The sequence below is a fragment of the uncultured Aggregatibacter sp. genome (assembly GCF_901873365.1).
Taxonomy (GTDB): domain Bacteria; phylum Pseudomonadota; class Gammaproteobacteria; order Enterobacterales; family Pasteurellaceae; genus Aggregatibacter.
The window spans coordinates 41,780-61,929 of sequence record NZ_CABFLM010000060.1; the positions used below are offsets into that span (position 1 = coordinate 41,780).

15 protein-coding genes are annotated in these 20,150 nt (G+C 45.4%); 9 read left to right on the forward strand and 6 right to left on the reverse strand.

What is annotated here, in order from left to right:
• Nucleotides 1-3 precede the first annotated feature (3 nt).
• The 4 genes from QZ106_RS04790 to QZ106_RS04805 all read left to right on the forward strand — a co-directional run bounded on the left by QZ106_RS04790 (nt 4) and on the right by QZ106_RS04805 (nt 4,134).
• Nucleotides 4-1,410 carry a type IV pilus secretin PilQ gene (locus QZ106_RS04790; RefSeq protein WP_295974962.1) on the forward strand — a complete coding sequence of 469 codons (1,407 nt, stop codon included), beginning with the start codon at nt 4-6 and terminating at the stop codon, nt 1,408-1,410.
• 221 nt (nt 1,411-1,631) lie between these two features.
• Nucleotides 1,632-2,159: a shikimate kinase AroK gene (gene aroK / locus QZ106_RS04795; protein ID WP_295974964.1), complete on the forward strand. Its 528-nt coding sequence runs from the start codon at nt 1,632-1,634 to the stop codon at nt 2,157-2,159.
• Between the two features lie 33 nt (nt 2,160-2,192).
• Nucleotides 2,193-3,281 carry a 3-dehydroquinate synthase gene (gene aroB / locus QZ106_RS04800; protein ID WP_295974966.1) on the forward strand — a complete coding sequence of 363 codons (1,089 nt, stop codon included), beginning with the start codon at nt 2,193-2,195 and terminating at the stop codon, nt 3,279-3,281.
• 4 nt (nt 3,282-3,285) lie between these two features.
• A complete protein-coding gene (locus QZ106_RS04805; RefSeq protein ID WP_295974969.1) occupies nt 3,286-4,134 on the forward strand; it encodes a Dam family site-specific DNA-(adenine-N6)-methyltransferase in 849 nt (282 codons plus the stop codon).
• Nucleotides 4,135-4,161: 27 nt separating this feature from the next.
• Here QZ106_RS04805 and selB read toward each other — a convergent pair whose 3' ends face one another.
• Together selB and selA are read right to left on the reverse strand one after the other, a co-directional pair.
• Entirely contained in the window at nt 4,162-6,021 is a 1,860-nt protein-coding gene (selB, locus tag QZ106_RS04810; RefSeq protein WP_295974972.1) for a selenocysteine-specific translation elongation factor, read from the reverse strand.
• Entirely contained in the window at nt 6,018-7,412 is a 1,395-nt protein-coding gene (selA, locus tag QZ106_RS04815) for an L-seryl-tRNA(Sec) selenium transferase (protein WP_295974974.1), read from the reverse strand. The genes selB and selA overlap by 4 nt, the downstream gene beginning before the upstream one ends.
• Nucleotides 7,413-7,564: 152 nt before the next feature.
• Between selA and proS the strand changes: the two genes are divergently transcribed.
• On the forward strand, nt 7,565-9,280 hold the full coding sequence (proS, locus tag QZ106_RS04820) for a proline--tRNA ligase (protein WP_295974977.1): 1,716 nt from the start codon (nt 7,565-7,567) through the stop codon (nt 9,278-9,280).
• Between the two features lie 102 nt (nt 9,281-9,382).
• Here the strand turns inward: proS and QZ106_RS04825 are convergent, their stop codons facing one another.
• Complete coding sequence (locus tag QZ106_RS04825; protein ID WP_295974980.1) at nt 9,383-10,066, reverse strand: 2,3-diphosphoglycerate-dependent phosphoglycerate mutase; 684 nt, start codon at nt 10,064-10,066, stop codon at nt 9,383-9,385.
• A gap of 249 nt (nt 10,067-10,315) precedes the next feature.
• On the opposite strand from QZ106_RS04825, the gene QZ106_RS04830 reads away from it, so the two are divergent.
• A complete protein-coding gene (locus QZ106_RS04830) occupies nt 10,316-11,974 on the forward strand; it encodes a phospho-sugar mutase (protein ID WP_295974983.1) in 1,659 nt (552 codons plus the stop codon).
• A gap of 69 nt (nt 11,975-12,043) precedes the next feature.
• Here the strand turns inward: QZ106_RS04830 and QZ106_RS04835 are convergent, their stop codons facing one another.
• Nucleotides 12,044-12,772 carry a 3-deoxy-D-manno-octulosonic acid kinase gene (locus QZ106_RS04835; protein ID WP_295974985.1) on the reverse strand — a complete coding sequence of 243 codons (729 nt, stop codon included), beginning with the start codon at nt 12,770-12,772 and terminating at the stop codon, nt 12,044-12,046.
• 86 nt (nt 12,773-12,858) lie between these two features.
• Between QZ106_RS04835 and QZ106_RS04840 the strand changes: the two genes are divergently transcribed.
• The 3 genes from QZ106_RS04840 to eno all read left to right on the forward strand — a co-directional run bounded on the left by QZ106_RS04840 (nt 12,859) and on the right by eno (nt 16,157).
• The gene (locus QZ106_RS04840) at nt 12,859-13,902 is read left to right on the forward strand and encodes a glycosyltransferase family 9 protein (protein WP_295974988.1); all 1,044 of its coding nucleotides are present in this window, start codon (nt 12,859-12,861) and stop codon (nt 13,900-13,902) included.
• A gap of 80 nt (nt 13,903-13,982) precedes the next feature.
• Nucleotides 13,983-14,645, forward strand: coding sequence for a thiamine phosphate synthase (thiE, locus tag QZ106_RS04845; protein ID WP_295974991.1), 663 nt, complete (start codon nt 13,983-13,985; stop codon nt 14,643-14,645).
• A gap of 201 nt (nt 14,646-14,846) precedes the next feature.
• The gene (eno, locus tag QZ106_RS04850) at nt 14,847-16,157 is read left to right on the forward strand and encodes a phosphopyruvate hydratase (RefSeq protein WP_295974993.1); all 1,311 of its coding nucleotides are present in this window, start codon (nt 14,847-14,849) and stop codon (nt 16,155-16,157) included.
• A gap of 183 nt (nt 16,158-16,340) precedes the next feature.
• Here the strand turns inward: eno and ileS are convergent, their stop codons facing one another.
• Both ileS and ribF read right to left on the reverse strand, forming a co-directional pair.
• Nucleotides 16,341-19,163 (reverse strand): isoleucine--tRNA ligase, encoded by a 2,823-nt coding sequence (gene ileS / locus QZ106_RS04855; RefSeq protein ID WP_295974994.1) that lies wholly within the window; start codon nt 19,161-19,163, stop codon nt 16,341-16,343.
• Between the two features lie 39 nt (nt 19,164-19,202).
• Nucleotides 19,203-20,141, reverse strand: coding sequence for a bifunctional riboflavin kinase/FAD synthetase (gene ribF, locus QZ106_RS04860; RefSeq protein ID WP_295974996.1), 939 nt, complete (start codon nt 20,139-20,141; stop codon nt 19,203-19,205).
• Nucleotides 20,142-20,150 lie beyond the last annotated feature (9 nt).

The window sequence follows — 20,150 nt, forward strand, 5'->3', positions numbered from 1 at the left end:
TTGATGAAATTAGCGCTTTTCCACCGCCTAAAGTGCGGTCTGTTTTTTGGATGTTTTGTGAGTCTGGTGATGAGCTTTTCTGTGCATGCGGAACAACCTCGCGTGTTTTCGATTCGATTGAAGCAAGCACCATTAGTGCCGACGTTGCAACAGCTGGCATTAGCACAAAACGTCAATTTAATTATTGACGATGAATTGCAAGGCACCCTTTCACTTCAACTGGATAACGTGGATTTGGATCAGCTCTTTCGGTCTGTTGCCAAAATCAAGCAGTTGGATTTGTGGCAAGAAAACGGTATTTATTATTTAAGTAAACTTGAGACCGCGGCCAAATTTGCCACCCAAATGGAAACGCCTTTTACGTTGCCTGCCGAGATGACGGAACAACCCACGCAACTCACCACCGCGACCATTAAACTGCACTTTGCCAAAGCTTCTGAAGTAATGAAATCGCTTACCGGCGGTAACGGGTCGATGTTATCGCCGAATGGCAGTATTACCTTTGATGACCGCAGCAACCTCTTGCTGATTCAAGACGAACCAAAATCCATCGCCAATTTGAAAAAATTGATTAAGGAATTGGATAAGCCCATTGAACAAATCGCCATCGAAGCACGTATTGTCACCATCAACGCGGAAAGTTTGAAAGATTTGGGCGTGCGTTGGGGGATTTTTAACCCGACAGAAAATGCCCACAAAATTGCTGGCAGTCTCGCCGCTAACGGCTTTGACAATATCACTCACCAATTAAACGTTAACTTGCCGACGGCGACCACGCCGGTCGGTTCTGTTGCGCTGCAAGTGGCGAAAATCAATGGGCGACTTTTAGACTTAGAATTGACCGCACTTGAACGGGAAAACAATGTGGAGATTATCGCCAGTCCCCGTTTACTCACCACTAACAAAAAAAGTGCCAGCATTAAGCAAGGGACGGAATTGCCTTACATTATGGTGAATGAAAAAAGTGGGACACAAAGCGTAGAATTTCGCGAAGCCGTATTAGGCTTAGAAGTGACACCGCATATTTCACAGGATAAACAAATTTTGTTGGATTTAGTCGTCAGTCAAAATGCGCCGGGTGGACGTGTTTCATACGGCCTGGGTGAAGTGGTTTCCATTGATAAACAAGAAATTAATACACAAGTTTTCGCCAAGGACGGCGAAACCATCGTGTTAGGCGGTGTTTTTCATGATACCATCACCAAAGGCGTGGACAAAGTGCCTTTGTTGGGGGATATTCCGGGCATTAAACGCTTATTTAGCAAAGAAAGTGAACGCCATCAAAAACGTGAGCTGGTGATTTTCGTCACACCGCATATTTTACGCCAAGGGGCATTTCCGGAAAGTCTAAAAAAATCATCGCAGGTAATGCCTCAGAATAAACGCAACGAACCGGCAAAAAAACGATAAATTCACTATGAACCTGTCATTTATATGGCGGTAAACGAAATAAATCGCTTGTTTAGGTTGAAAAGAATAGGGATTTATTGAGATAATCTTGGGCAATTTTGGGGTGATCTTTTCCACTTATTCAAAACTTTCACACGACCACATGAATCATCACTTGCGGTCGTTTCTTATTTTCTAAAAGATCACATTTTTCCGATGACATAAATTTAAGATGAATAACAATGGCAGAAAAACGTAATATTTTCCTCGTGGGGCCTATGGGGGCAGGTAAAAGCACCATCGGTCGCCAACTTGCACAATTACTTAACATGGATTTTGTCGATACCGACGCAGAAATTGAAGAACGCGCCGGTGCCGACATCGGTTGGATTTTTGATGTGGAGGGCGAAGAAGGATTCCGTAAAAGAGAAGAACGCCTTATTAATGAATTAACACAACGTCAAGGCATTGTATTATCGACCGGTGGTGGTGCAGTGTTATCAAAAGACAACCGCAATCATCTTTCCGCACGCGGTATCGTAGTTTATTTGGAAACTACCGTAGAGAAACAATATCAACGCACCCAACGAGATAAAAAACGTCCGCTATTGCAAGATGTTGACGATCCGCGCCAAGTGTTGGAAGACTTAGCTAAAGTTCGCAATCCGCTCTATGAAGAAGTGGCGGACATCACCCTACCAACTGACGAGCAAAGTGCCAAAGTTATGGCGACACAAATTATCGGCCTGATTGACAACTACAACGGTTAGTACGAACGGTTAAATACTTCAAAGGCAAAGTAAATGTTGTGTGTGAATGTTGAATTAAAAGAAAGAAGCTACCCGATTTATATCGGCGCCGGATTACTCACGAATAGCGATTGCTATCCGCTGCAATCCGGCAATAAAGTCATGATCGTGACCAATCCAACTGTTGCACAACATTATCTTTCCACCGTGACGGACACCTTAGAAAAAATCGGTTGTCTTGTTGAGCACGTCGTATTGCCGGACGGCGAACAATACAAAACCCTGGATTCTTTGAACCTGATTTTCACCGCACTTTTAAAAGCCAACCACGGACGCGATACCACGATCGTGGCATTAGGCGGCGGTGTCATCGGTGATGTGGCAGGCTATGCCGCAGCAAGCTATCAACGTGGCGTACGTTTTATTCAAATTCCGACGACGTTATTAGCCCAAGTGGATTCTTCCGTGGGTGGCAAAACGGCGGTAAACCACGAATTAGGCAAAAATATGATCGGCGCGTTTTATCAACCCACCGCCGTGATTGTCGATACACTTACCTTAAATACCTTACCCAAACGTGAAGTCAATGCAGGCTTAGCCGAAGTCATCAAATATGGGGCGATTTTAGACTTCCCCTTTTTCCAATGGCTAGAACAACACATCGATAATTTAGTCGCCCTTGAGCAAAACGCATTACAACAATGTATCGCCCGTTGTTGTCAATTAAAAGCGGATATTGTGGCGCGCGATGAAACGGAAAAAGGCGATCGCGCATTATTAAATCTTGGCCACACCTTCGGTCATGCCATCGAGACCCATTTAGGTTACGGCAACTGGTTACACGGCGAAGCGGTATCCGCCGGCTGTATGATGGCTGCGGCGTTATCAGAAAAATTAGGCGATTTAACACCACATGATGTGGCACGTTTAGAAAAACTTTTAGTGCGCGCCAATTTACCAACCGTTTCACCGGATGGCATGACCGCACAAGATTACTTGCCGCTAATGATGCGTGATAAAAAAGTGCTCAATGGCAAATTGCGTTTGGTGCTCCTCAAAGCGCTTGGGCAGGCTTATGTGGCGACGGATGTCCCACAAGAACAGGTGATTGAAGCCATCAATCGTTGTACGCAAGTTGACTAACCCCATGCCAAAACCCGCTAAACCCACAACAAAAACCAAAAGCCGCCCTTTTCTCAAATGGGCGGGCGGTAAATATCGCCTCACAGACGAAATCAACCGTGTATTGCCTAAACGTAAACACTGTTTGGTCGAACCGTTTGTTGGCGCCGGTGCGGTATTTCTCAACAGCCATTTTGAACGCTACATTCTGGCAGACATCAACCCTGATTTAATCCACCTATTCAACATCGTCAAACAGGACGTTGAAGGTTATATCCAAGCGTGCAAACCGGTTTTCTTTCACCCCGATGCTAATACGGAAAGTTACTACTACACCAAGCGTCAAGAATTTAATCAAAGTACCGATGCATTCCAACGCGCCGTGTTATTTCTGTATTTAAATCGTTTTGGCTTTAACGGCTTGTGTCGCTACAACGCCAAAAATGAATTTAATGTGCCTTTCGGCGCTTACAAAACCCATTATTTCCCGGAAGAAGAACTTCGTTTTTTTGCCGCTAAAGCACAAAGTGCGGTCTTTATTTGCGCCGATTTTCAACAAACTTTTGAAATGGCGGATGAAGACTGTGTCATTTACTGCGACCCACCCTATGCTCCCATTTCACAAAACAGCAATTTCACCAATTATTCCGGCAATGAATTTTCCATCGCCCACCAACGCGATCTTGCCAATCTAGCCAAAGACACTGTGAAACAACGCAACATCCAAGTAGTGATTTCCAACCACGACACGTCATTTACCCGAGAAATCTACCAAGGCGCGAAAATCCGCCGTTTAAAAGTACAACGCTCCATCAGCCAAGCGCCGCATAAACGCGTCAAAGTAAGAGAGTTGATTGCGGTCTTTAACGCCTAAAAAATAACTTAAAAACTTACCGCACTTTTACAAATCAAACACATCCGCATCGCGCAATACGTGAATATTGCCTTTGCGGCGTAAGAAACCACAGCGGTCGAAATATTCCACCAGTTGTACGGTCATTTTACGTCCGAATTGTAACGCATCACGCAATTCGTTTACCGATATGCCCTCTTTCCCGGCGACAAGCTGTTTGATTAAGCGAGCGGTGGCATAAATGTTCTCGGTCAGGAAGAAGCGGTCTTTTACCACAGCGGTGAGATAGCCTAATTTACCGGCTTTGTAGAGGAAGTTGCGCATGGCGCTTTCTTCCTGTCCTAATAAGCCTGCAAGATCACGCACCCACAATGCTTGTCCGTTATGTTGCTCAAATTGCTCGAGAACTTGTTGCCATAATGCACGTTCTTGTTCATTAAATTGAATTTTATGATCGGCGGTGTGTAGCCAGCCACGGGTTTGTTGTAGCTGATTTTCGGCTAATAATTCATCAATAAAATGATAAATTAGTTTTTCCGGCTGATTCAGTGCCGCAATGCGATATAAACGAGCTTTACCTAAGCCGAGTTGGTCGGGATGTTGTTCGTGATATTGCGCAAGTGCGGTCAATAATTTCGATGTTTGTTGCGTGCGATACTCGGCATTAAAACACCAGCTTTGGAAGCGAATATCGCCGTTCTTTTCAAGAATGTCATTCAGTTGTGTCTCTGTCAGTTGTTCAATCCACATCAACTGCTTGGCTTCCACCGCATGATTTTGCAGATAAAGTGCGGTGCGTTTTTCGGCTGTTTCTGCTTGAATCAGTTGGCGTAAATAATCGAAACGGGCTTCTGTGCGCTTATGGCGTTTCGGTGAATGGATTTCAATCACTTTTGCGCCACCGAGTACGGCGGTAGAGTTGCTGTTGCGTAAGATGATTTTGTCGCCGTGCGCCAAAAACAACGGTTGCTCTAAAATTAGTTCTGCCAGCGCGTGTTGCTGAGGTGCGAGTTTGGGTTGTTGCAATAACGTCAGCTTGCCTGTGGTGTGTGAGGCGGCGTGATAAATATGTACCGGTTGGCTTTCGTTCAGTGGAATTTGGTTTTCTAGCCAAACGGTGACGCGATCTGTCGCTTTGGCAGGCGGTTGGGAGAACAACCAATCGCCGCGCTCAATTAACGTGCGGTCGAAATCTAAGTTAATATTTAATGCCAGGCGTTGTCCTGCCAAGCCTTCTGTACTTTGTTCGTTTTGTGCGTGGATATTTTTCACCCGCACTTTTTGCCCATTGCTTAAATACAATTCGTCGTCAATGGCAACTTTGCCCGCAAATGCGGTGCCTGTCACCACGGTGCCGGCGCCTTTAATCGTGAAAATACGGTCGATGGCATAACGGAACGGTTTTTCCGTGTCCGATAATTCCGGTAACTCCGCCAAATAATCGCGTAGCGTTTCAATACCCTGACCGGTGGTAGCAGACGTGACGAAGAATTTACTGTTCGCCAAGAGGGTATATTGTTGGCGTAGCTGTTGTTCTAATGCGTCAATTTGTTGCGCATCGGCGCGGTCGGCTTTGGTGATCACCACCATGATTTCTTGCAGTTGCAACAAGCTCAAAATGTTTAAGTGCTCGATGGTTTGCGCTTGCACGCCTTCGTCTGCGGCAACGATAAGCATGGCGTAATGGATGCCCCCCAAACCTGCCAACATATTGGCAAGCAAACGTTCGTGCCCCGGTACATCGATAAAGCCGAGGATTTGATCTTTTAACGGCAAATAGGCGTAGCCCAAATCAATGGTCATGCCACGTTTTTTTTCTTCCGGTAAATGCGCCGTATGCGTGCCGGTGAGGGCTTGTAATAGGGCGGTTTTGCCGTGGTCAACGTGTCCGGATGTGACAATAATCATAGCGCCTCCAAAGTATCGAGCAAGCGTTCGAGGCTTGCCAAACTGCGTAAATCCAACCAAATTTTATCCCGTTCAATGCGTCCGATAACCGGTTGCGGCAGCGCCAATAAACGGGCGAAAAGTGCGGTGGTTTTTGTCGGCATTTTTTCTGTTGCCGGCGCAATGGTGACCGCGACTGACGGAATTCGTGCCAACGGTTGGGAGCCACTACCAACTTGCGCTTCGCTTAGTTCGATCGCAACAACGTAATCTGCATTTAAACGATTTTCCAACCGCTCTTTCAGTTGTTCTGCTTGTGCTTGTAATTGGGCTACAGGCTGAGTGAGCAGATGAAGTGCGGTCAGTTTTTCAGTGATTTTTTCCGGTTGCAAATACAAACGCAAAGTGGCTTCCAGACCGGCGAGGGTGACTTTGTCACAACGTAGCACGCGTTTAAGCGGATAGGCTTGTAGCTGTTGAATCAATGCTTTTTTACCCACGATAATGCCTGCCTGTGGCCCGCCAAGCAGTTTGTCGCCGGAGAAGGAAATTAAATCTAGGCCGTGTTGTAATTTTTCTTGTACCGTCGGTTCTTCCGGCAAATTGAATTGTTTCAGATCGATTAATGCACCACTGCCTAAATCTGTGATGACCGGAATGCCAAATTCTTTACCTAATTCCGCCAGTTCTTGTTCGTCAACAGAATGCGTGAAACCGCAAATTTGGTAGTTACTGCTGTGAACTTTCATTAAAAAAGCAGTATTTTCGTTAATTGCGTTGCGATAATCTTTTAAATGGGTGCGGTTGGTGGTGCCCACTTCCACCAGTTTGCAACCAGCCTGTGCCATGATGTCGGGAATGCGGAAAGCACCACCGATTTCAATCAATTCACCACGGGAGATGATCACCTCTTTCCCTTGCGCGAAAGTTGCCAGCATCAGTAATACCGCTGCTGCGTTGTTGTTCACTACACAGGCCGCCTCGGCGCCCGTGAGTTGTTGCAGTAAATCGCTGATGTAGTTATCCCGATGGCTGCGCTCGCCTGCCGCTAAATCATATTCTAATGCCACATTACCCTGCATAGCATCCAGCGCCGCTTGTTGTGCCGCCGGTGACCACAACGCGCGCCCGAGATTGGTATGTAATACCGTGCCGGTTAAATTATGTACGCTCTTAATGTTCACTTGTTGTTGTAGCAATAATTGTTGGCGGATGTACTGAAAGGTGGCGTCATCGGTTTGCAAAAAGTGCGGTAGATTTTCATGGCGTTTTATATGTTCGCGCGCTTGTTGCAACATCTCGCGAGACACGCTGACAGTGGCACTATGGCCAAATTCTGCCACGAATTGTTCACCTTGCGGGGTTTTGAGTAATTTATCGATGGCGGGAAGGGCTTGATAAAGGGCTGACATGATGATTCCTTTTTCTGGGGTTAAATTGGCATTTTTAGCGGGGATTATAAGGTGTGAAACCTGATTTCTTCTTTGCTTTTGCGTGCGCATTAGATACACTAACGCCAATTTTTTTCTCGTATTTTTAAATTCTTGGAATTATAGGTAATTCAATGCGTACAAGTAAATATTTATTATCCACCTTAAAAGAAACCCCGGCAGAAGCGGCGATTGTTAGCCATCAACTCATGTTGCGTGCGGGCATGATTCGCCCTCTCGCTTCAGGCCTTTATAACTGGATGCCAACCGGTTGGCGCGTGCTGCAAAAAGTGGAAAACATTATTCGCGAAGAAATGAATAAAAGCGGTGCCATTGAGATCAAAATGCCCGTTGTACAACCGGCAGAATTATGGCAAGAGTCCGGTCGTTGGGACCAGTATGGCCCGGAATTATTGCGTTTCACCGACCGTGGCGAACGGAGTTTCGTGATCGGCCCAACCAATGAAGAAGCGATTACCGATTTAATGCGTCGTGAAGTGACTTCTTACCGTCAACTTCCCCTAAATTTATATCATATTCAAACCAAGTTCCGTGACGAAGTACGCCCACGTTTCGGTGTGATGCGTAGCCGCGAATTTATCATGAAAGATGCTTATTCTTTCCACATGGACAAAGAAAGTTTGCAGCAAACCTACGATGTGATGTACCAAACTTATAGCAATATTTTCACCCGCTTAGGGTTGGATTTCCGTGCTGTGCAAGCGGATACCGGTTCTATCGGTGGTAGCGCGTCTCATGAATTCCAAGTATTGGCAAACAGCGGCGAAGATGATGTGATTTTCTCTACGGAATCTGATTATGCGGCAAACATTGAACTTGCTGAAGCTGTGGCGGTGGGTGAGCGTGCTGCACCAACTAAAGCGATGGAATTAGTGGATACACCGAATGCGAAAACCATTGCGGAGCTTGTGGCGCAATTTAACCAACCGATTGAGAAAACCATTAAAACCTTGATTGTAAAAGGGGTTAGTGAAGAACAGCCGTTAGTGGCGTTAATCATTCGTGGCGATCACGAATTAAATGAAGTCAAAGCGGAAAAATTGGCAGAAGTGGCTTCCCCATTTGAATTTGCTGATGAAGCCGCCATTAAAGCCAAGATTGGCGCAGGCGTAGGTTCCCTTGGGCCGGTCAACTTAAACATTCCGGTGATCATTGATCGCAGCGTGGCGATCATGTCTGATTTCAGTGCCGGTGCCAACATTGACGGTAAACACTATTTCAACATTAACTGGGAACGCGATGTGGCGTTGCCGAAAGTGGCGGATATTCGTAACGTGGTGGAAGGCGACCCAAGTCCGGATGGCAAAGGTACCTTACTCATTAAACGTGGTATTGAAGTCGGCCATATTTTCCAATTAGGCGACAAATACTCCAACGCGATGAATGCGACAGTGCAAGGTGAAGACGGGCGTCCTACGGTCGTCACTATGGGCTGCTATGGTATTGGTGTGACGCGTGTTGTGGCAGCCGCCATTGAACAACATCATGACGAGCGCGGTATTATTTGGCCGAGCGATGCGATGGCGCCGTTTACGGTGGCGATTGTGCCGATGAATATGCACAAATCGGAAAGCGTGCAAGCATTCGCTGAAGAGTTATACCGCACTTTATTGGCACAAGGCGTGGAAGTGATTTTTGATGATCGTAAAGAACGCCCGGGCGTGATGTTTGCGGATATGGAACTTATCGGTGTGCCGAACATGGTCGTCATCGGTGAGAAAAATTTAGCGAACGGCGAAATTGAATACAAAAATCGTCGTAGCGGTGAGAAACAAATGATTGCGAAAGCGCAATTGATTGACTTCTTAAAAAGCCAAATTAAGGCGTAACCATAAAATAAAGCGGCTATGATAAATAACCGCACTTTTTATCATCCACCGCACTTTTGTGATGAAAGTGCGGTAATTTTTTATGGCAAATTTCGTGAAGAATTATAAATAGAATTTTTCAACCACTTTCAAGTTGTCATCTAATTTATACACCAATGGCTGACCGGTTGGGATTTCTAAATCCATGATATCCGCATCGGAAATACCTTCAATGTGTTTTGCAAGTGCGCGCAGAGAGTTACCGTGCGCAACCACTAAAACGCGTTTACCGCTTAATAATGCCGGCGCGATTTGGTCTTCCCAGAACGGAAGTACGCGTTCTAGAGTCACTTTCAAGTTTTCACCATTCGGAATAACATCAGCCGGTAGGTTTGCGTAGCGACGGTCATTGTGGGCAGAATTCGGGTCTTTCGGATCTAATAATGGTGGCAATGTGTCGTAAGAACGGCGCCAAATGTGAACTTGCTCATCACCGTATTTTTCGGCGGTGGCTTTTTTGTCTAAGCCTTGTAGCTCACCGTAGTGGCGTTCGTTTAAACGCCAGTTTTTTACTTGTGGAATCCATAATTGGTGAGATTCTTCCAACACGATATTACAGGTTTTGATCGCACGAGTTAAAACAGACGTGAAAGCAATATCGAATTCAAAATTGGCATCCAACAATTTTTTGCCTGCTACTTTGGCTTCCTCTACGCCACGTTCGGTTAAATTCACATCACGCCAACCGGTAAATAAGTTTTTTGCATTCCATTCACTAAAACCATGACGAATAAACACTAATTCCATGATAGATCTCCTAAGATTAATTAAAAAAACTCCCTCAGTTATAGCAAAAAAAGCCTTTCTGATAAAGAAAAAATGCCTTTATTTTCTGCCATGTTGTTTGGGGTTGGCGAAGACCTTGATCGTCTTTAGGGGAATTTATGAAATAGATCAAAATGTTGTAATTAATCGGAAATAAACGTTTTACTTTCAGTATTTTTTAGATAGTCTAACAGGTATTTTTAATGTTTGATTTTCTAGAAGGAAGATATGATGACAACACTTTTCGAGATGGCACAAAATTGGTTAAACCAAGATCCGGATGCAGAAACGCATGCAGAATTAACCGCACTTTTAAGCGCGGCAAAAGGTGGCGATGCAAAAGCGGAAGCTGAACTGGTTGCCCGTTTTGACGGACGTTTACAATTCGGTACTGCCGGTTTACGCGGTCGTTTGCAAGCCGGTTCCATGGGGATGAATCGCGTGTTGGTGGCGCAAGCTGCCGGTGGATTGGCTGAGTATTTAAAAGGGTATGACAAACAGCCTTCCATCGTGATTGGCTATGACGGCCGTAAAAACTCCGATGTATTTGCACGCGATACCGCTGAAATCATGGCGGGCGCCGGCATTAAAGCGTATTTATTACCACGCAAATTACCAACCCCGGTGTTGGCTTATGCTATTCAATATTTTGATACTACCGCAGGCGTCATGGTGACAGCGAGCCACAACCCACCGGAAGATAACGGCTATAAAGTTTATTTAGGCAAAGCTAACGGCGGCGGACAAATCGTTTCTCCGGCAGACAAAGACATTGCGGCGTTAATTGATAAAGTCGCGGCAGGCAGCGTGAAAGATTTACCACGTAGCCAAGATTACGTTGTGTTAGATGACACTGTGGTGGATGCTTACATTGCGAAAACAGCCGCGCTTGCGAAAGAACCGCAAACCGACATTAACTACGTTTATACCGCCATGCACGGCGTGGGCTATGAAGTGTTGAGCAAAACATTAGCCAAAGCCGGCTTGCCACAACCGCACATCGTTGCTGAACAAGTCTGGCCGGACGGTACTTTCCCAACCGTGAACTTCCCTAACCCGGAAGAAAAAGGCGCGTTAGATTTAGCGATTCAAGTAGCAAAAGCACACAATGCCGAATTTATTATTGCGAATGACCCGGATGCTGACCGTTTAGCGGTGGCAGTACCGGATGCTGAAGGCAACTGGAAACCATTGCACGGCAACGTGGTGGGTTGTTTCTTGGGTTGGTATTTGGCAAAACAATATCAAGCGCAAGGTAAAAAAGGCGTATTGGCTTGTTCCCTTGTGTCCTCACCTGCCTTAGCAGAGATTGCCAAACGTTATGGCTTTGAATCCCAAGAAACCCTTACCGGCTTCAAATATATCGGCAAAGTTCAAGGCTTGTTATTCGGTTTTGAAGAAGCGTTGGGTTACTTGGTGGATCCGGATAAAGTACGTGATAAAGACGGTATTTCAGCCGCTATCGTGTTCTTGGATTTAGTGCGTAGCTTGAAGAAACAAGGCAAAACCTTGGTAGATTATGCAGAGGAATTCACCAAAGAATTTGGTGCTTATGTGAGCGGACAAATTTCCATTCGTGTGAGCGATTTGTCTGAAATCGGCAAATTAATGACCGCACTTCGCAACAACCCGCCAAGCCAAATCGGTGGTTTCAATGTGGCACAATTTATCGACCACACCAAAACCGACCGTCAAAGCGATATTTTAGTGTTCGTCTTGGAAAGCGGCAGCCGCCTTATTGCGCGTCCGTCCGGTACTGAACCGAAGATCAAATTCTATCTTGATGCGCGTGGTACCGATCCGAAAAATGCCGATCATGTGTTGGCAGAATTTGATGCGGCTGTTCGCGCGATTTTACGTCAAGAAGCGTATGGTAAGCAGGATTGCTAATTAAGCTCGACAGTTGAAATAAAAAACGGTAGGTCAATGCGCCTACCGTTTTTGTTGCCAATCCCGTGATTATTTTTGTGAATAACCTTCCATCAAGTGCTGCCAATGCTGCCCGTCAAATTGAATATGCATACGTTCCACTTCTTTGTTAAAGGAGCGTTGTAATCGTTGCAAATTGCCTTCCTTCCAAAAACTTCCCGATTTTTCACTGCACTTATCAAAATCAATGAGCCAAAATTTTGTCTCGCCTTCCAGTTGTTGGCACAGAATGTTGTGCGCGTTGAGATCGGTGTGGCAAATGTGTAAATCGTGTAATTGACGGATCAATCCGCCGATTTGTCGCCATTGGGCGGCGGTAAGACGTTGTGTTTGCAAAAGTGCGGTCAGATCTTGGGCATTTTCGATTTTTTCGCTCAGCAAATCGGCTTGATAACAGACTCCCAAGTTGCCTTTGCGAACCCGAGCTCCAATGGGTTTTGGCACTGGCAGACCTGCCTGATGTAGTTGATTTAACAGGTTAAATTCGGCAATGCTACGGGTGTTTTGTAGCTGCTGAAAACGGTAACGATCTTTGTTGAACTTACCCCACAATCCACCACGGTAATAATGACGCAGCGCGGTGTTTACACCGAAGAGATCCGCCGTTTGTAAAAACCATGTGGTGCCGCGCCCTTGCGCCGATCCTAAAATGCGGTTTTGTCGGTGCCAAAAATCGGCGTTAAAAAAGTCTTCCTGATGGGGTTCCGGGTGTTCAAAATTAAACAGAAAAAAGTCGTTTTTCAGTTGATATTCAAGCATTTTGCGACCTTGAAAATGAGATAGCGGATGGGCGCATTCTACTTTAAAATAACGCAATGCCCAAGTTCAGCATCAACGAGAGATCTATGCCGCTTTTCACCCAACCTCCGCAATCCCTTTGTATTTTACGTTTGTCCGCCATTGGCGATGTTTGCCATGCGTTGGCGGCGGTGCAACAGATTCAGCGTTATTGGCCAAGCACCCAAATAACATGGGTTATCGGAAAGACGGAAGCGCAGTTGTTTCGTCATGTGTCGGGGGTGGAGTTTGTGGTGTATGATAAAAAAAGCGGCTGGCGTGGGTTGTGTCAGTTGTGGCGACAGTTGAAAGATCGTCGATTTGATGCGTTATTAAATATGCAAACGGCATTTCGTGCGTCAATTTTATCCCTGGGTATTAAGGCGAAATATCGTATCGGTTTCGGTAAACAGCGGGCGCGCGAAGGGCAGTGGTTGTTTACCCATCGCAAGATTCAAGACCCGAGCAATCCTCATGTGTTAGACGGCTTTATGGCGTTTGTGGACTATTTGGGTGTGCCTTGCACGGAACCGCAATGGGATTTGCCGGTCGCGGAGGAGGATTTGATCACGGCGCGCCAATATATTGATCCCACCCGTAAGAATTTGCTGATTTCCCCTTGTTCCAGTAAGCCCGAAAAAGACTGGTTAGTGGAACGTTATGCGGAAGTCGCCAATATTGCTCACCAACATAATGTCAACGTGATTTTGTGCAGTTCACCCGCGCCGCGTGAACTGGCGATGATTGAGCAAATTCAGGGTTTGTGTGACTTTGCTCCAACCAATGCCGCAGGCAAGTTAACGCTTCCACAGCTTGCGGCGTTAATCCGGCAGGTGGATTTGGTGCTTTCACCGGATTCCGGCCCGGCGCATATTGCAACGACGCAAGGCACGCCGGTTATCGGTTTATATGCTTACCACAATCCGTTGCGTACCGGCCCTTATCGCAATCTTGCCAATGTGGTGTCGGTGTATGAAAAAAATGTGCAAAAAGAATTTGGCAAACCCTCTGCGCAGTTGCCTTGGGCAACGAAGTTAAAGGGAAAGCACCTAATGGCGCAAATTGATGTGGCGCAGGTGGTGGAACAGATGAAAACGTGCGGTTTGTTTTAAAAGAGAAAAACGCCTTGATGTCTGACCGCACTTGCACTGTTGCCATTATTTCATTCATGTCAATTTAATTGGAGTTTGCTATGACCGTATCGCGATCTCATTTATTCGAAATCATTCCACCCAAAGCCCCTTTTGCGCCCACTGAATTTAAGTTGGGCTTGTATGTTATCGTGGACAGTTATGAATGGGTTGAACGGCTGATTCACGCTGGGGTGAAAACCTTGCAAATTCGTATTAAAGATCGTTCTGCGGAACAAGCAGAAGAGGAAATCGCCCGCTGCATTGCCTTAGCCAAACAACATCAAGTGCGGTTATTTGTAGATGATTTTTGGCCGTTGGCAATTAAGTATCAGGCTTATGGCGTCCATCTTGGGCAGGAGGATCTACTTACCGCCGATTTAAACGCCATCCAACAAGCGGGGCTACGTCTCGGTGCTTCCACCCACAACCAAGAAGAAGTCGATCTGGTGTTACCGTTGCGCCCTTCCTATGTTGCCCTCGGACATATTTTCCCGACGCAAACCAAAGAGATGCCTTCAGCGCCTCAGGGCGTTGCCAATTTAGCCGCACAGGTAAAAAACTTAGGTAAAATGCCGACTGTTGCAATCGGTGGTATTAGTGCCTCACATTTCCCCGATATTTTAGCTACAGGAGTCGGCAGCATTGCCGTGATTTCCGCCGTAACCAAGGCTCAAGACTGGCAAAGTGCGGTGAAAAACTTACTGCAATATTTTGCCGAATGACGAGACATTTTCGTTCAAATTCATGGCGCACTATCTCGAAAAATTCATCTTAAAATTGAACCGCACTTCAGACGCCGGAAAACATAGAGCAAAATCAAATTGTCTGTAGTTTTTGCAAGACAAAGGAACAAAATAGCTTTATGATACCGACATTTTTAGAGCAAACTAACCCGTTTTAATTAACTTAATGAGGAAAATAAAATGGCAAAAATCGTTAAAGTCATTGGTCGCGAAATTATCGACTCTCGTGGTAACCCAACAGTGGAAGCCGAAGTGCATCTAGAAGGCGGATTCGTCGGTCTTGCTGCGGCGCCATCAGGTGCATCTACCGGTTCTCGCGAAGCCTTAGAATTACGTGACGGCGACAAATCCCGCTTCTTAGGTAAAGGCGTATTAAAAGCAGTTGCCGCAGTAAACGGCCCGATTGCTGAAGCCATTCTTGGCAAAGATGCCTCTAACCAAGCTGAAATCGACCAAATCATGATCGATTTAGACGGTACTGAAAACAAATCTAACTTCGGTGCAAACGCCATCTTAGCGGTATCTTTAGCAACCGCGAAAGCCGCTGCAGCATCTAAAGGTTTACCTCTTTACGCTTACATTGCAGAACTTAACGGCACGCCAGGCGTTTACTCTATGCCATTACCAATGATGAACATCATCAACGGTGGTGAGCACGCCGATAACAACGTTGATATCCAAGAGTTCATGATTCAACCGGTTGGTGCGAAAACATTACGTGAAGCACTTCGTATCGGTGCTGAAGTGTTCCACAACTTAGCGAAAGTATTAAAATCTAAAGGCATGAGCACCGCTGTAGGTGACGAAGGTGGTTTCGCACCAAACTTAGCCTCTAACGCTGACGCGTTAGCCTGTATCAAAGAAGCGGTAGAAAAAGCAGGTTATGTATTAGGTAAAGACGTGACTTTAGCCATGGACTGCGCATCTTCTGAGTTCTACAACAAAGAAACCGGTAAATACGAAATGAAAGGCGAAGGCCGTTCATTCACTTCTCAAGAGTTCACACACTATCTTGAAGAATTAACCAAACAATACCCAATCGTGTCTATCGAAGACGGTCAAGATGAATCTGACTGGGAAGGCTTCGCATACCAAACTAAAGTGTTAGGCGATCGCGTTCAATTAGTGGGTGACGACTTATTCGTAACCAACACCAAAATCTTAAAAGAAGGTATCGAAAAAGGTATCGCAAACTCCATCTTAATCAAGTTCAACCAAATCGGTTCTTTAACTGAAACTTTAGCCGCAATCAAAATGGCTAAAGATGCAGGTTACACAGCGGTTATCTCTCACCGTTCAGGCGAAACCGAAGATGCGACTATCGCTGACTTAGCGGTGGGTACTGCAGCAGGTCAAATCAAAACCGGTTCTATGAGTCGTTCTGACCGTATTGCGAAATACAACCAATTAATCCGTATCGAAGAAGCATTAGAACGCGCTGGCACACCGGCACCGTTCTTAGGTTTAAAAGCGGTTAAAGGTCAAGCGTAATTGCATAGGTGCGGCGAAAATAGGCGTAAAAGCCACCGCTCTTTAATGTTTCAAGCTGAGTTCGACTAAAGTTGAACTCAGCTTTTTTATGCGACTAAAAAAGGATAAGCCTATTGACTTATCCTTGCTTTATTTTGACTGGCACATTGACCGAGGTAAATCGGCCAATGAGAAAAGAGCGCCTTAAGCGAAACGTCTGACTTCGCCATTGCCTGCAACGTTTTCTACGCAACGAGGGCAAAGTGTCGGATGTTCCGGATTCACACCGATTTTGTCAGAATAATGCCAACAACGTGGACATTTTTCACCGTGAGAACGGGTAACGCTTACTGCAATCCCCTCTAACTCGCCATCAGCTACATCTGCCGGTTTATCTGCCAATGCTTTCACTTCCGCTTTTGAGGTAATCAACACGAAACGTAATTCATCGCCTAATTGTTCCAACAAGGTACGATATTCATCGTTAGCGTAAACGGTGACTTCCGCTTCCAAACCGCCACCGATCACTTTATCGTTACGGGCGATTTCTAATACGCGGTTTACTTCTGAACGTACTTTAATCAATTGTTGCCAGTAAGCATCGTCTAATTTTTCATTCGCGCCTAACCCGAATAAGCCTTCGTAGAATTCTTCCGTGAAGACAAATTCTGCACGTGTCGTCGCCGTTTGTGGCAAGTAACCCCAAACTTCATCCGCCGTAAAGGAAAGAATTGGTGCCATCCAACGTACCAACGCCTCTGCAATGTGCCATAATGCGGTTTGGCAGCTACGACGCGCAAGGCTGTCCGCTTTGGTGGTGTATTGACGGTCTTTGATAATATCAAGGTAGAACGAGCCCATTTCCACAGAACAGAAACGCATTAAGCGTTGCACTACGGCATGGAATTGATAGTTATCATAAGCGTCTTTAATTTCTTTTTGAGCATCTAAGGCACAAGCTACCGCCCAACGATCCAAGCTAATCATGTCTTCCGGTTTAACGGCATCACGTTGTGGGTCAAAACCGTTTAAGTTTGCTAACAAGAAACGTGCCGTGTTACGAATACGACGATAGCTGTCCGCTGCACGTTTTAAGATCTCATCAGAAACGGTCATTTCACCAGTATAGTCAGTAGAGGCTACCCATAAACGTAAAATGTCGCCACCGAATTTATCCATCACTTCTTGTGGTGTCACGATGTTACCGATAGATTTTGACATCTTACGGCCTTGACCATCCACCGTGAAGCCATGGGTTAATACTTGTTTATATGGTGCTTTGTTATCTGTTGCAGTTGAAAGCATTAAAGAAGACATAAACCAACCACGGTGTTGGTCAGAACCTTCCAAATACATATCGATATCTTGACCGTTAAATTCAGGACGATTCGCCACCACAGAAGAATAGGTTGATCCTGAGTCGAACCATACGTCAAGGGTATCCGGCACTTTGCGATAGGTTTCTGCATCTGCACCTAATAATTCTTTTTCGTCTAAATCCCACCATGCTTGAATACCGGCTTTCTCTACGCGTTTAGCCACTTCTTCAAGTAATTCTAAGGTGCGTGGATGAAGTTCTTCGGTTTCTTTGTGCACGAATAAGGTCATCGGCACGCCCCAAGTACGTTGACGGGAAATACACCAGTCCGGGCGGTTTTCCACCATTTTTTCGATACGCGCTTGACCCCAATCCGGAATCCAGCGCACTTGTTTGATTTCACCTAAGGCTTGTTGGCGTAAACCTTGCGTTTCCATGCCAATAAACCATTGTGGTGTTGCACGGAAAATAATCGGGGTTTTATGGCGCCAACAGTGTGGGTAGCTGTGTTTGATTTTCTCAACTTTTAATAAGTTGCCCACTTCTTGCAATTTTTCAACAACCAATGGATTCGCTTCAAATACGCCTTTACCTGCGAAGAATTCAGCGGTTGAAATAAATTTACCGTCATTAGATACAAGACCCGCCATTGGTAAATTATATTTTTGTCCTACAATAAAGTCGTCCAAACCATGATCCGGTGCAGTGTGTACTAAACCTGTACCGCCATCGGTAGTCACGTGATCGCCTAAAATCACCGGCACAGTGAAATCATAGAACGGATGGTTAAAGCGTGCTAACTCAAGCGCTTGACCTTTTACTGCCCCTAAAATTTCAACGTGTTCTACACCCACGGTTTTCACCACAGATTCCACTAATTCAGCGGCTAAGATCACACGCTCATCACCAAGTTGGACTAAGTTGTATTCTAAGTCTGCATTTACTGCAATCGCACGGTTAGATGGCATTGTCCAAGGTGTGGTGGTCCAAATCACCGCAGATAATTTGCCATGGCCTTTGCCAACTGCGTTAAATTTCTCTTCAATTTCAACCGCACTTACCGCCGGGAAACGCACATAAATAGACGGAGAAACTTTGTCTTCGTATTCCACTTCCGCTTCAGCCAAAGAAGAACCGCAATCCAAACACCAGTGCACCGGTTTGGATCCTTTGTATAAGTGGCCGTTAGCAATCACTTTACCAAGGGTACGAATGATGTTTGCTTCAGTGTTGAAGTTCATCGTCAAATAAGGGTTATCCCAATCGCCCAACACACCTAAACGGATAAAGTCTTTTTTCTGACCTTCCACTTGTTCCGTAGCATATTCGCGGCATTTTTGACGGAATTCCGCCGCAGAAATTTTCTCGTTTGGTTTTCCCACTAAGCCTTCTACTTTCAATTCAATCGGCAAGCCGTGGCAGTCCCAACCCGGAATATAAGGTGAGTCAAAACCTAATGCGGTTTTGGATTTAACAATAATATCTTTCAGAATTTTATTCACCGCATGACCGATATGAATGTTGCCGTTCGCATACGGAGGACCATCATGCAAAATAAAGGATTTTTTACCTTTTGAAGCTTCACGAATTTTTTGATAGAGATTTTTCTCATACCAGTTTTTTAACATCACAGGCTCACGCTTGGCTAAATCGCCACGCATCGGAAAGCCCGTTTCAGGGAGGTTAAGGGTATTTTTATAATCAGTCATTTTATATTCCAGTGTTATGTAAAAATTAAAATTTGTGTTCTATAAAGTGCGGTCAGTTTTGAAAACGTTTTTTGCCGTTTCTACATCCTTCGCAATTTGTGCTTTTAAATCGTCAAAAGAGGGAAATTTCATTTCATTGCGGATTTTATGGCAGAGTTCTACATCCAACCATTGGCCATAAAGATCGCCTTGAAAATCAAATAAATGCGCTTCTAATAATTGATTCACACCGTTGATAGTCGGACGGGTGCCGATATTCGCGACCCCATTAAAAAACGCGCCGGATTTTAACCGCACTTTGACGGCATACACGCCTTTGACCGGATTCACCTGACGATGCAAGCGAATATTCGCGGTAGGAAAGCCGATGGTGCGACCAAGCTGATTGCCATGAATCACGCGGCCTAAAATACGATAAGGACGCCCAAGTAATTTTTCCGCTAACGTTAAATCATCATTGGCTAACGCTTCGCGAATCGCTGTACTACTGATTCGCAACTCATCTAAGCAAAAGCTACGGCTGTCTTCAACAGTAAAACCAAACTGTTCGCCGGCTTGCTGCAACAGTGCAAAATTACCTTGGCGCTTGACACCGAATTTAAAATCATCACCAATGCTTAAAAATTTCACATTTAATTTGCGCACCAGCCAATCTTCAATAAATTGTTGCGCGGGCAAATTGGCAAAAGTGCGGTCGAATTTTGCGATGATAACCACATCCACACCGGCTTGTTTAAGATAATACAATTTATCGCGTAAACGCATAAGGCGAGCGGGGGCTTTGTCACCGAGAAAATACTCTCTTGGTTGCGGTTCAAATAACATCACCGCCATCGGCAAATTCAGTTCGTTGGCTTTTTGGCGTAAGTGGCGCAAAATCGCCTGATGGCCTAAATGTACCCCGTCAAAATTGCCGATGGTCAGAACACAACTCGACAAACATTGCGATACATTAGAGCGCCCACGAATTAATTGCATGATATTGCC